At 70.4% G+C, this 12676-nt stretch carries 14 protein-coding genes; 13 read left to right on the forward strand and 1 reads right to left on the reverse strand.

The window, feature by feature from the left end; genetic code table 11:
* Nucleotides 1-72: 72 nt before the first annotated feature.
* From mfd to ACQBAU_RS04680, 6 genes are all read left to right on the forward strand, one after another.
* On the forward strand, nucleotides 73-3726 hold the full coding sequence (mfd, locus tag ACQBAU_RS04655) for a transcription-repair coupling factor (RefSeq protein WP_465255010.1): 3654 nt from the start codon (nucleotides 73-75) through the stop codon (nucleotides 3724-3726).
* A 40-nt stretch (nucleotides 3727-3766) separates the two neighbouring features.
* The gene (locus ACQBAU_RS04660) at nucleotides 3767-4351 is read left to right on the forward strand and encodes a hypothetical protein (RefSeq protein ID WP_465255009.1); all 585 of its coding nucleotides are present in this window, start codon (nucleotides 3767-3769) and stop codon (nucleotides 4349-4351) included.
* A 91-nt stretch (nucleotides 4352-4442) separates the two neighbouring features.
* Nucleotides 4443-5042: a nucleoside triphosphate pyrophosphohydrolase gene (locus tag ACQBAU_RS04665; protein ID WP_434549994.1), complete on the forward strand. Its 600-nt coding sequence runs from the start codon at nucleotides 4443-4445 to the stop codon at nucleotides 5040-5042.
* Between the two features lie 38 nt (nucleotides 5043-5080).
* Complete coding sequence (locus ACQBAU_RS04670) at nucleotides 5081-5440, forward strand: hypothetical protein (protein WP_465255008.1); 360 nt, start codon at nucleotides 5081-5083, stop codon at nucleotides 5438-5440.
* A gap of 57 nt (nucleotides 5441-5497) precedes the next feature.
* Entirely contained in the window at nucleotides 5498-5914 is a 417-nt protein-coding gene (locus ACQBAU_RS04675) for an SRPBCC family protein (RefSeq protein WP_434549892.1), read from the forward strand.
* A complete protein-coding gene (locus ACQBAU_RS04680) occupies nucleotides 5911-6495 on the forward strand; it encodes a TetR/AcrR family transcriptional regulator (RefSeq protein ID WP_465255007.1) in 585 nt (194 codons plus the stop codon). The genes ACQBAU_RS04675 and ACQBAU_RS04680 overlap by 4 nt, the downstream gene beginning before the upstream one ends.
* A 9-nt stretch (nucleotides 6496-6504) precedes the next feature.
* Here the strand turns inward: ACQBAU_RS04680 and ACQBAU_RS04685 are convergent, their stop codons facing one another.
* Nucleotides 6505-7173 (reverse strand): 4a-hydroxytetrahydrobiopterin dehydratase, encoded by a 669-nt coding sequence (locus tag ACQBAU_RS04685; RefSeq protein WP_465255006.1) that lies wholly within the window; start codon nucleotides 7171-7173, stop codon nucleotides 6505-6507.
* A gap of 185 nt (nucleotides 7174-7358) precedes the next feature.
* On the opposite strand from ACQBAU_RS04685, the gene eno reads away from it, so the two are divergent.
* Genes eno through ACQBAU_RS04720 form a run of 7 tightly spaced genes read left to right on the forward strand, consistent with a single transcriptional unit; the run spans nucleotide 7359 to nucleotide 12658 of the window.
* Nucleotides 7359-8642 (forward strand): phosphopyruvate hydratase, encoded by a 1284-nt coding sequence (gene eno, locus ACQBAU_RS04690; RefSeq protein ID WP_434549996.1) that lies wholly within the window; start codon nucleotides 7359-7361, stop codon nucleotides 8640-8642.
* Complete coding sequence (locus tag ACQBAU_RS04695; protein ID WP_465255005.1) at nucleotides 8642-9340, forward strand: FtsB family cell division protein; 699 nt, start codon at nucleotides 8642-8644, stop codon at nucleotides 9338-9340. Before eno ends, ACQBAU_RS04695 begins: the two co-directional genes overlap by 1 nt.
* 13 nt (nucleotides 9341-9353) lie before the next feature.
* Entirely contained in the window at nucleotides 9354-9893 is a 540-nt protein-coding gene (locus ACQBAU_RS04700; RefSeq protein ID WP_434549897.1) for a DUF501 domain-containing protein, read from the forward strand.
* Nucleotides 9890-10849 carry a Ppx/GppA phosphatase family protein gene (locus ACQBAU_RS04705; RefSeq protein ID WP_465255004.1) on the forward strand — a complete coding sequence of 320 codons (960 nt, stop codon included), beginning with the start codon at nucleotides 9890-9892 and terminating at the stop codon, nucleotides 10847-10849. Before ACQBAU_RS04700 ends, ACQBAU_RS04705 begins: the two co-directional genes overlap by 4 nt.
* Nucleotides 10850-10863: 14 nt before the next feature.
* Nucleotides 10864-11382, forward strand: coding sequence for a glycine cleavage system transcriptional repressor (locus tag ACQBAU_RS04710; RefSeq protein ID WP_465255003.1), 519 nt, complete (start codon nucleotides 10864-10866; stop codon nucleotides 11380-11382).
* A complete protein-coding gene (def, locus tag ACQBAU_RS04715; RefSeq protein WP_434549900.1) occupies nucleotides 11369-11956 on the forward strand; it encodes a peptide deformylase in 588 nt (195 codons plus the stop codon). The genes ACQBAU_RS04710 and def overlap by 14 nt, the downstream gene beginning before the upstream one ends.
* Before the next feature lie 30 nt (nucleotides 11957-11986).
* Entirely contained in the window at nucleotides 11987-12658 is a 672-nt protein-coding gene (locus ACQBAU_RS04720; protein WP_434549901.1) for an SGNH/GDSL hydrolase family protein, read from the forward strand.
* Nucleotides 12659-12676 lie beyond the last annotated feature (18 nt).

A 12676-nucleotide genomic window follows, 5' to 3' on the forward strand; every position in this document is an offset into this window, starting at 1 on the left:
GCCTGCTCGATGTCCACCGGGGTGTGGATCTGGGACTGCTTCGGTACGGCCGCGGGCGCTAGACTGCGGCCAGTGAGTCAACGCGAACATCGGGATGCTCCTCGACTCGACGGCCTGCGGCACCTGGTTGCCTCCGATCCCGTCCTGTCCGAGGTGGTCGGCCATGCCCGGACGAGGGCGACCACCACGCTCGATGTCACCATGCCGCCGGCACTTCGGCCCGCTGCCGTTGCCGCGATCGCCGCGGAGCGGCCCGTGCTGCTGGTCTGTGCCACCTACCGGGAGGCCGAGGACGTCACCGGCGTACTGACCGACCTGCTGCCCACCGACAGCGTCGCCTACTACCCGGCCTGGGAGACGCTGCCGCACGAGCGGCTCAGCCCCAGGTCCGACACCGTCGGCCGTCGGCTCGACGTGTTGCGCCGGTTGGTCGGCACCGACTCCGAACGGCCCCCGCTGCAGGTCATCGTCGCGCCGGTCCGCAGCATCCTGCAGCCGCAGGTGAAGGGCCTGGGCGAACTGCGGCCGGTCCACCTCGCCGTCGGCACCGACCACGACCCGTCCGAGCTGGCCCAGGAGCTGGTCGACGCCGCGTACGTCCGGGTCGACCTCGTCGAACGGCGGGGTGAGTTCGCCGTCCGCGGCGGCATCGTCGACGTCTTCCCGCCGACCGAGGAACATCCGTTGCGGGTCGACTTCTTCGGCGACACGATCGAGGAGATCCACCACTTCCAGGTGGCCGACCAGCGGTCCGACGACGAGCCCGTCGCCTCGTTCACCGCCTCGCCCTGCCGCGAACTGCTGTTGACCGATGACGTACGGCGTCGCGCCGCCGAGCTCGCCCCGCAGCACCCGGAGCTGGCCGAGATGTTCGAACGGATCGCCGCCGGTCACGCCGTCGACGGGATGGAGTCGCTGTCGGCCGCACTGGTCGACGGGATGGAACTGCTGGTCGATCTCGTCCCGGCCGACACCGCCGTGCTGGTCGCCGACCCCGAGCTGGTCCGCGGCCGTGCCCATGACCTGGTCGCGACCAGCGAGGAGTTCCGTGCCGCCTCGTGGGCGGCCGCGGCCGGCGGCGGCCAGGCCCCGATCGACCTCGGCGCGGCCGCCTACCAGGAGCTCGGCGAGGTCCGCGGGCTCGCACTGTCCCGCGGCCTGTCGTGGTGGAGCCTGTCGCCGTTCGCCGCTGCACCCGCCGACGCCGGTCCGGCCGAGCCGGTCCGCACCGAGGACGGCGAGATCATCGACCTGTCGGTGCACGACACCGGTGGGGTGCAGGGCCTCCAGGTCGACGCCGAGGGGCCGCAGGACTGGCACGGCAACACCGACGGTGCGGTGACCGACATGCAGCAGCGGGTGGCCGACGACTGGCGGGTCGTCGTGCTCACCGAGGGGCACGGCCTGGCCACCCGCGTGCACGAGCTGCTCACCGAGGCCGAGGTGCCCAACAGGGTGGTCGACGACCTGGTCGAGGCGCCGGAGCCGGGGACGGTGACGATCACGACCGCATCGTTGCGGCAGGGGTTCACGTTGCCGCAGGTCCGGTTGACCGTGCTCACCGGCGGCGACCTGGCCGGCCAGCGCGGAGCTGCGGTCGACCGTACCCAACGGGCCCTGCCACGCCGGCGGAAGAACCAGGTCAACCCGCTCGAGCTCAAGTCCGGTGACCCGGTCGTGCACGAACAGCACGGGGTCGGCCGCTACGTCGAGATGATCACCCGCTCGGTGAAGGTGGACCCGCGGGCCCCGCGCAGCCAGACGACCACGCGTGAGTACCTGGTGATCGAGTACGCCGCGTCCAAGAAGGGACAACCGGCCGACCGGCTGTTCGTCCCGATGGAGCAGCTCGACCTGGTCACCCGTTACGTCGGCGGCGAGATGCCCACCCTCGACCGGATGGGCGGCGGCGACTGGTCCAAGCGCAAGGGGCGGGCCCGCAAGGCGGTCCGGCAGATCGCCGCGGAGTTGATCAAGCTGTACGCGGCCCGGCAGGCGAGCCGGGGCCACGCGTTCGCGGCCGACACCCCGTGGCAGCGCGAGCTGGAGGACGCGTTCTCCTTCATCGAGACCCCCGACCAGTTGTCGGCCATCGACGAGGTGAAGCGCGACATGGAGCAGATCGTGCCGATGGACCGGCTGATCTGCGGTGACGTCGGCTACGGCAAGACCGAGATCGCGGTCCGCGCCGCGTTCAAGGCGGTGCAGGACGGCAAGCAGGTCGCCGTCCTCGTCCCGACCACCCTGCTGGTGCAGCAGCACCAGGCGACGTTCGCCGACCGGTACGCCGGATTTCCTGTCCAGGTAGGGGGTCTGAGCCGGTTCCAGACCGACGCGGAGGCGAAGGCGACCAAGGCCAAGATCGCCGACGGCACCCTCGACGTGGTCGTCGGCACCCACCGGCTGTTCGGTTCGGAGGTCCAGTTCAAGGACCTGGGAATGGTGATCATCGACGAGGAGCAGCGCTTCGGCGTCGAGCACAAGGAGTCGCTGAAACGACTGCGGACCCACGTCGACGTGCTCGCCATGTCGGCCACCCCGATCCCGCGGACCCTGGAGATGGCGATCACCGGCATCCGGGAGATGTCGACGATCGCCACCCCGCCGGAGGAACGGCACCCGGTGCTGACCTTCGCCGGTGCGTACGACGAGGCGCAGGTGGTCGCCGCGATCCGTCGCGAGCTGTTGCGCGAGGGGCAGGTCTTCTTCGTGCACAACCGGGTGCAGTCGATCGACAAGGTGGCCCGCCGACTGGGTGAGTTGGTGCCCGAGGCCCGGGTCGCCACCGCGCACGGCAAGATGAACGAACACCAGCTGGAGCAGGTGATGGTCGACTTCTGGGAACGTCGCACCGACGTGCTGGTGTCGACCACGATCGTCGAGGCGGGCCTGGACATCTCCAGCGCCAACACGTTGATCATCGAGCGGGCCGACCTGCTCGGGCTGTCCCAGCTGCACCAGCTGCGCGGTCGGGTGGGTCGCGGCCGGGAACGCGGGTACGCCTACTTCTTCTACCCGCCGGACAAGCCGCTCACCGAGACCGCCCATGATCGACTGTCGACGATCGCCGCCCACTCCGAGCTCGGTGCCGGCATGGCGATCGCGATGAAGGACCTGGAGATCCGTGGTGCCGGCAACCTGCTCGGCGGTGAGCAGTCCGGTCACATCGCCGACGTCGGCTTCGACCTGTACGTCCGGCTGGTGGGGGAGGCGGTCGCCGAGTTCCGCGGTGACGCGGTCGAGCCGGAGCCGGAGGTCCGCCTCGAGCTGCCGGTCGACGCCCACCTGCCCGGCGACTACGTCGAGTCGGAGCGGTTGCGGTTGGAGATGTACAAGCGACTCGCGGAGGTACGGACCGAGTCCGACCTGGTGGAGGTGGCCGCCGAGCTGACCGATCGGTACGGCGACCCGCCGCCGGTGGTGGAGACGCTGCTCGCGGTCGCCAGGCTGCGGATCGCGGTCCGCGCGGCCGGTCTCACCGAGGTCGTCACCCAGGGCAACAGCATCCGGTTCGCACCGGCCGCGCTGCCGGAGTCGCGCCAACTGCGGCTGAAGCGGCTCTACCCCGGCAGCGTGGTGAAGGAACAGGCCGGGTTCGTCCTGGTGCCCCGACCCAAGTCGGGCACCATCGGTGGCCCGCCGCTGGTCGACCGTGACCTGCTCACCTGGTGTGCCGAGCTGATCGCAGCCGTGTTCGACGCTCCACCCGTGCCCGCTGCCTCGTGACGTAGGATCGCCGACGAGCCCGACCCAGGAGAGACGACACGTGACCTCGACGAACCAGCCCACCCGACCCACCCGACGCCGCCGCCCCCGCGCGGTGATGGCCGCCCTGTTCGTGGCGCTGCTCGGCTCGGTGGCCCTGTTGGCCGGCTGCACCTCCAACTCGGTCGTCGCCTACCTCAACGGCTCGCCGGTGCTGACCGTCCAGGAATTCGACGAGATCCTGCCGGGCGTCGAGGCATCGTTGGGCGGGCAGGCCAACGACGAGGTCCGCAGTCAGGTGATCAGCCTGATCGTGGTGACCCAGATCGCCCGTGACCTGGCCGAGGCGCACGACATCGAGGTCACCGACGACGAGCTGGCGGTGATGCAGCAGCAGGTCGGCAGCGTCGAGGACCCGGCGGCGCAGGCGGTGCTGGACGGTGTCGCCGAGGCGTCGGTGATCAAGCAGAAGGCCGACCAGCAGGACCCGGAGCTGTGGACGAACGCGCTCAACGGTGCCCAGGTCGAGGTCAACCCCCGCTACGGCGCGTGGGTCGCGGTCGACGGGTCGTGGACGGTGTCGAGCGAGACCTCGCTGTCGGAGCCGGCCGGTCAGGCCGAGCAGCAGCAGGGCACCGGCGGCTGAACGCGTAACCGTGACCGAGCCTGATCCGCCCGCGACGGCCGTCAGCGAGGCAGTCGTCGGCGAGGCAGCCCTGCCACGGCTCGTCGCGGTGATGCACCGGTTGCGTCGGGAGTGCCCTTGGGACGCCCAGCAGACCCATCGCAGCCTCGTCACGTACCTGATCGAGGAGACGTACGAGACCGTCGAGGCGCTCGAGGCCGGGGACGACACCCATCTGGTGGAGGAGTTGGGCGACCTGCTGTTGCAGGTGGTGTTCCACGCCACGATCGCCGAGGAACGCGAGGCGTTCAGCCTGGACGACGTGGCCACCGGGGTGGCCGACAAGTTGATCAGGCGGCATCCGTACGTCTTCGCCGACGGCGAGGTGCCCACCGATCTGGACGCCACCTGGGAGCAGCGCAAGGCCGCCGAGAAGGGCCGGCGCTCGGTGCTGGAGGGCATCCCGACGGGCATGTCGGCGATGGCGCGTGGGGCCAAGATCATCTCCCGGGCAGCCTCCCGTGGCGTCGAGCTCGACCTGCCGGACGAACCGATCTCCGAGCCCGAGCTGCGGACGGGCCTGCTCGGGCTGCTGGCGCGGGCCAAGGCGTCCGACCTCGACCCCGAGCAGGCGCTGCGCGACGTCGTACGAGACCTCGAGACCACGGTGACCGACCACGAAGGCCGAGGAGCCCGTACGGCGGCGACGTGACACCGGCGACGTGACTCCGGCGACGTAGAATTTGCCGCATGACCCAACAGCCTGCCGGGGAGCCGTGGCTCGAGCCCACCGACGACGACCTGGTCAAGCGGGGCGAGTACCCCTACCAGCGGGCCGATCAGGTCGAGTTGCACGGTGACACCGCCGCGCCGACGCGGCGGCCTGACAGCGGTCGCGACGTAACGCCCGCCGAGTCCGCTGACATGGCCAAGCTGCACCAGCAGCACCAGTTCGTCCTGGGCATCGTGTCGCTGGGTACCGGCATTCCGTTGACGGCCATCGCCGCCACCAACGTCGAGCCCGGCCTGCTCGGCATCGCGGTCGCCTGGGCCGGCATCGTCGCGGTCAACCTCGCCCACGCCGTGCGTGGCCGTCGCCGGGACCGCTGACCCCCTGGTGTCGAGGAGCGGCGACGGCACCCGACCACGAGATGTATCGTTTGATACATGATCAGTGCGACGGCATCATCCGCGGCCGACCCGGCGGAACTGTTCGACATCGCCAGTGACGTGGAGGCGTGGGGTGACCGGCTGCCGACCGTCACCTCGGTGCGTCATGTCGCAGGACCCCGGCCGATGGCGGTCGGCTCCCGGTACGAGGTGGTCCAACCCGGCATCCCGGCCGCGGTCTACGAGGTCACTGAGTTGGACCCGGGGCGCCGGTTCGTCTGGCAGGCCCGGGGTGCTGGCATGGTCGCCACCGCGGGCCACACCGTGGTCGCGGACGGGACCGGTTCGCGGCTCGACCTCACCGTCGAATGGTCCGGGCCGCTGGGCCGGCTGTTCCGCGCCGTGGTCGCCAAGCGGGCCCAGGTGATGGTGGACACCGAGGCCGAGGTGTTCGCGCGGTTGGCCGCGGTGTGAGTGACCCCCGGGCGAAGCTGTTGGCGCGCGTGATCGATCACTACGCCGAACACGGGGTCCGCGACACGAGTCTGCGCAGTCTGGCGGCCCGGATCGGCACCAGCCAGCGCATGCTGCACCACCACTTCGGTTCGCGGACCGACCTGCTGGTCGCGGTGGTCGAGGCGATGGTGGACCACGACACCGTCGCGCTGCGCGAGTTGTTCGCCGACGAGGCCGACCCGATGACGGCCGGTCGTCGCAACTGGCAGCTGGTCGCCGACCGGGCGCGCACGTACGGTGCGTTGTACTTCGAGCTGTCCAGTCACGCCATGTACGCGCTGCCGCACGCCGAACGCCTCGGCACGGTCCTGGTGACCCGCACCGAGACCGCCTTCGCCGACGCGTACGAGACGGTCACCGGTGACCGGGCGGAGGCGGTACGGCTGGCCCGACTGACCGTCGCGGTCGGCCGCGGGCTGATGTACGAGATGTTGATCGACGGTGACCGGGCCGCCTCCGACGACGCGATCGACCTGTTCGTCGCCATGGTGCGCCACCACGTCGAGCAGGGGGAGCCTCCGGCCGGCCAGGTGCAATGAACCGGTCGGTCAGTCGCTGCGGCCGACGTGGGTGCAGACGCAGACCTTGTTGCCCTGCGGATCGGCCAACACGGTGAACCAGGGCACATCGGCATCGGAGGCGAGCACGCCACCGGCGGCCAGGGCGTCGGCGATCCGCTGCTTGGCGACCTCCGGCGGCACCCGGATGTCGAGGTGGAACCGCTGCTGGGGCACCTCGTGCGGTTCGCAGGTCTGGAACCAGATCGTGGGCAGGTCCCCCTCGGGGTCGATCAGGTCGCTGGTGAAGCGCGGGTGACGCGACAACCCCAGCACCGCCTGCCAGAACGGGCGGATCTCGTCGGCGTCCCAGGTGTCCAGCCCGATCTCGACCCGGCTCACCACGCCCGGATCGGCCCGGATGCCGCGTTCGGCGGCCAGCTCACTGATCCGCCGCGCCAGGTCGACGTCACGCTGGGTCTTGGCGTGCACGTCGTGCGACACCAGCCGGATGTTCACCAGGCCGTACCGCAGGTCGATGTCGGGATGGTGGTCCAGCTCCTCGGCCACCGCTCCGATCGCGTTCACGAACTCGAGACCGGCCGCGAAGTCGGACGGCCGGAACCGTGCCTGCAGGGTCTCGTGCATCGAGCGCCAGTCGGGGATTCCGAGCTCGACGATCTGGTCGCCGCTGAGCCTGCCCGTCGGTGCGTCATCCATACCCCTCACCCTGCCCCGGACACCTCACCCACCGCAATGAGTTGGTGGCCTCGCGCAGAAACGTGCCCGGTCGGTGGTGTCCCGGACCACGCCGTCACTGGTCCGCAATCGGCCCCGGTCGGCCGGTTAGGCTGGGGTACGGCCCTGCCGCCCGGGGTCACTTCCCGACGTTGAAAGGCATGACCGTGGCCGAGATCGAATTCGTTGGTGCCCGCGAGATCCTCGATTCCCGAGGAAACCCGACCGTCGAGGTCGAGGTCGAACTCGCCGACGGCGCCATGGGCCGTGCGGCCGTCCCGTCCGGCGCCTCGACCGGAGCCTTCGAGGCCGTCGAGCTGCGTGACGGTGACAAGGCTCGCTACGGCGGCAAGGGTGTGCAGAAGGCCGTGATGGCCGTCCTTGATCAACTCGGCCCTGAGATCCTCGGCTACGACGCGACCGAACAGCGACTCATCGACAAGGCGATGATCGAGCTCGACGGCACCGACAACAAGGCGAACTTCGGCGCGAACGCCGTCCTCGGCGTCTCGCTCGCGGTCGCCCGGGCGGCCGCCGACTCGCTCGACCAGCCGCTGTACGCCTACCTGGGTGGGCCGAACGCGGCCACGCTGCCGGTGCCGATGATGAACATCCTCAACGGTGGGGCCCACGCCGACTCCGACGTCGACGTACAGGAGTTCATGATCGCCCCGATCGGTGCCGCCACCTACCGCGAGGCCCTGATGCAGGGTGTCGGGGTCTACCACGCCCTGAAGGGTGTGCTGAAGGCGAACGGCATGTCGACCGGGCTCGGCGACGAGGGCGGCTTCGCCCCCAACCTGCCGAAGAACGCTGCCGCCCTGGAGCTGATCGCCGAGGCGGTGGAGAAGGCCGGGCTGAAGCTCGGCACCGACATCGTGCTGGCGCTCGACGTGGCGGCCACCGAGTTCCACGAGAACGGGTCGTACGGCTTCGACGGCAAGCAGTTGTCGAGTGACGAGCTGGTCGAGACCTACGCCCAGTGGGCGACCGACTTCCCGATCGTGTCCATCGAGGACCCGCTGAGCGAGGACGACTGGGCCGGCTGGTCGGCGATGACGGAGAAGTTGGGCGACAAGCTGCAGATCGTCGGTGACGACCTGTTCGTCACCAACGTGGAGCGGCTGCGTCGCGGCATCGACGAGAAGGCGGCCAACGCGTTGCTGGTGAAGGTGAACCAGATCGGCTCGCTGACCGAGACCCTGGACGCGGTCGAGCTGGCGCACCGCAACACGTTCCGCTGCATGATGAGCCACCGTTCCGGGGAGACCGAGGACGTCACGATCGCCGACCTGGCCGTCGCGACCAACTGTGGCCAGATCAAGACCGGTGCCCCGGCCCGCTCCGAGCGCGTCGCCAAGTACAACCAGCTGTTGCGGATCGAGGAGAACCTCGACGAGGCCGCCACGTACGCGGGGGCCTCGGCCTTCCCGAGGTACAAGCAGGCCTGATGGCGGAGCGGAAGCCGGGTCGTACGCCCCGGCCCACAGCTGGTCCCGGACGTCGGGACCGTACGCGGCGGCCCCGGTCCAGCACCGGTGCCGACGCGGCGGCCCGCAAGGCCACCGCCGCGAAGGCGACCGCGGCCGAGGCGAAGTCTGCCGAGGCCAACGACGTCGAGCCCCAGGACGACGGCACCGACGAGGTCACCAGCCACGAGCTGGCGACCGCCCGCCGACGTTCCGGGGTGACGACCCGGGCGATCGCGCTCGGCGTGGTGGTGCTGCTGTTGACGATGTCGTACGCCTCCAGCCTGCGGGTCTACTTCGACCAGCGTCGTGAGTTGGCCGCGACCGAACACGAGATCTCCCAACGGGAACAGCACATCAGCGACCTCGAGGCGGAGCTGCAGCGCTGGCACGACCCGGCGTACGTGCGGGCCCAGGCGCGGGAGCGGCTCGGGTGGGCGATGCCCGGTGAGGTGGGCTACCGCGTCGTCGGGCCCGACGGCAAGCCGATCGTGCCGGGAGCCGAGATCGAGACGACGGCTCCGCAGGAGCGCTCCGCGTGGTGGCAGAAGATGAACGGGTCGATGCGTGCGGCCGACCAGCCCGAGGCGAACCAACCCGGCGCCGAACCCACCCCCCCGCCGCCACCGCGGACCGTCGGGCCGAGTGAGGCACCGTCCTCGACGTCGGCCCCCCGATGAGTGGGCACCGTCGATGAGTGAGCATCCCGGACTGTCCCCGGCCGACCAGGACGTCGTCACGGCCCAGTTGGGCCGGCCACCCCGTGGTACGGCGGACGTCGGCTGGCGCTGCCCGTGCGGAAAGCCCGGTGTGGTCGTCACCGAGCCGCGGCTGCCCGACGGCACCCCGTTCCCGACGACGTACTACCTGACCTGCCCGCGTGCGGTCGCCGGCTGTTCCACCCTGGAGTCGCAGGGCGTGATGGCCGAGATGACCGACCGGTTGGGTGTCGACGCCGACCTGGCCGCCCGGTATCGGGCGGCCCATCAGGCCTACCTCGCCGACCGCGCCAAGCTGGGCGAGGTGCCCGAGATCGACGGCATCTCCGCCGGCGGCATGCCGGACCGGGTGAAGTGCCTGCACGTGCTCGCCGGCCATGCGCTCGCCGCCGGTCCCGGGGTGAACGTGTTGGGCGACGAAGTGCTGGCCGCGCTGGGGGAGTTCTGGACCCACCCCTGCCTGGCCGACGATTCCGAGGATCGGGACGGTCCCGAGGGCGTGGCCGAGGCATGAGGGTCGCCGCGATCGACTGCGGCACCAACACCATCCGGTTGCTGGTGGCCCGGACGCCCGAGCAAAGTGAGAACGCCGGCCGGCTCGTCGAGCTGACCCGCACCCTGCGCTACGTCCGGCTCGGCCAAGGTGTCGACGCGACCGGCCGGTTCCACCCCGACGCCCTCGCCCGGACCATGGCCGCGGTCGAGGAGTACGCGGCGTTGATCACCGAGCTCGACGTTTCACGGATCCGGATGGTCGCGACCTCGGCCGCCCGCGACGCCGGCAACCGGGCCGAGTTCTTCACCGGTGTGACGGATCGGTTGGGCGTGACGCCCGAGGTGATCACCGGCGACGAGGAGGCGACCCTGTCCTACCTCGGCGCCACCGGAGACCTGGACATCCCACGCGCGTCGAGCGGCACCTCACGCCCGTCGAGCTCGTCGAGATGTCTGGTGATGGACATCGGGGGCGGCTCGACCGAGTTCGTCCTCGGCGAGGGGGATCGGATCGAGACGGCGGTGAGCCTCGACATCGGTTCGGTCCGGCTCACCGAACGCTTCCTGCACGACGATCCGCCGACGCCGGACCAGCTCAACGCGGCGACCACGCTGATCGATGAGCAACTCGACAGCACCGGCATCACCTTCGACCAGATCGACACCTGGGTCGGTGTCGCGGGCACGGTGACCACGTTGTCGGCGATCCACCAACAGTTGCCCGCGTACGACCGCGCGCTGGTGCACGGCTCGACGTTGACCGGGGGCGACATCGCTGCGTGGACCGCCCGCCTGGCCGCGATGGATGCCGCCGCCCGGGCGGCGATCCCGACGTTGCCACCGCAGCGGGCCGACGTGATCGCCGCCGGCGCGTTGATCACCAACCGGGTGGCTCGACGGACCGGGCGGGAGCTGCGGGTCTCCGAGTCCGACATCCTCGACGGGATCGCGCTACGGCTGGCCGATCTCGGCTGAGTATGATCGCACCCGTGCCAGAGCTAGCAGTGACCGTCGTCGGCCAGGACCGACCCGGCATCATCGCCCGTACCGCAGAACTGTTGGCGGGGTTGGGAATGAACCTCGAGGACAGTTCGATGACGCTGCTGCGGGGTCACTTCGCGATGACCCTGATCTGCGCCGGCGAGGCTGACGTGACCACCGTCGAGCAGGCGCTCACCCCGCTGGTGGACGGCTCGCTGGAGGTGACCGTACGCCCCGTGCCGCCGGCCGAGCAGGTGGGCGGCGGACCGGTGCAGTCGGTACTGGTCAGCGTGCACGGCGCCGATCGGCTCGGCATCGTCGCCGAGATGGCCGGTGTGCTGGCCGAGCACGGCGGCAACGTGATCGACCTGTCGACCAAGCTGGTCGGCAACCTGTACGTCCTCACCGCCGAGGTCGATCTGGCCGCCCCGACCGGGGTCGACCAGCTGACCGCCGCGCTGACACCGGTCGCGGCCCAGCTCGGGGTGGACGTCTCGGTCGAGCCCATCGTCGATGACGAACTCTGAGCAGGGCGATCCGGCGGCGACCACCTCGTACGCCCCGGAGTTGCCGGACGGCAACGTGCTGCCCGTCCTCACCGCTCCCGAGCACGTGCTGTCGGTGGCCGCGGACCGGTCCGATCCCACCGATCCCGAGATCGTCCAGTTGTGCGCCGACCTGATCGCCACCATGCGCGTCTCGCCCGGCTGTGTCGGGCTTGCCGCCCAGCAGGTCGGTGTCGCTGCGCGGGCCTTCTGTGTCGACGTCAGTGAGCACCCCAAGGCTCGTACGAAGCACGGTCTGGTGGTGCTGGTCAACGCCGAGGTGATCAGTTCGTCGCGCAACGAGAAGGGGCGGGAGGGGTGCATGTCGGTGCCGGACCTGACCGGTGACGTGAAGCGTGCCACCCGGATCACCGTCCGCGGTGAACTGCCCGGCAGCGGTGAGGTGGTCGAGTTGATCACCGACGCCTTCGAGGCCCGCGCCCTGCAACACGAGATCGACCACTGTGCCGGCAAACTGTTTCTGGACAGGGTCGCGGGGGCACACGCGGTGCACCAGCGCAAGGTCTACCTCGAGCCCGGCGAGATGCCGAGCTGAACGATCCGCCGCAGCGTTAGCGTTTCGGCCATGACTTCTGCAGCGCCCCACACGCCCGGCCCGCCGGTCGAGCCCGGACAGCCCCTGTCAACGGTGGTCTTCATCGGCGACTCGATCACCGACTGCGGGCGGCGGGACGATCCCGACCAACTCGGCCGAGGTTACGTCCGGCTGCTCCGCGCCGAGCTGGCCGAATCGGTGACGGTGATCAACACCGGCATCAGCGGCAATCGGGTCCCCGACATCGCGAGCCGGTTGGAGGAGGACTGCCTGGCCCATGAGCCGGATCTGGTGAGCCTGTACGTCGGCGTCAACGACACCTGGCACCGCTACACCGCCGACCGGCCGACCACGACCGAGGACTTCGCCGCCGGCTACCGGGGCCTGTTGGAGCGGATCGCGCCCCGGCCGACGATGGTGATGATCCCGTTCATCCTGGACGTCAACGAGCAACTCGCGAGCTACCACGAGGACCTGGACCCGAAGGTGGCGGCGATCCGTCAGTTGGCGGCCGAGTTCGGCTGCACCGTGGTCGACCTGGAGGTCGCGCTCGCCGACGCACTCGGGCAGGGGCACCAGCCGGTCGAGTTGGCCCACGACGGGGTGCACCCGACCGAGGTGGGGCATCGGGTGCTCGCCGACACGTGGCTCGCCGCCTTCCGCGACGGCGTGGCAGCCGGACAGTTGCCCGGACCGGGCTGAGCCCGGGCGCGCCCCTGA

Origin of the sequence: Carbonicoccus niuqiaonis (assembly GCF_050157065.1) — a bacterium.
Taxonomy (GTDB): Bacteria; Actinomycetota; Actinomycetes; order Propionibacteriales; family Propionibacteriaceae; genus Avipropionibacterium.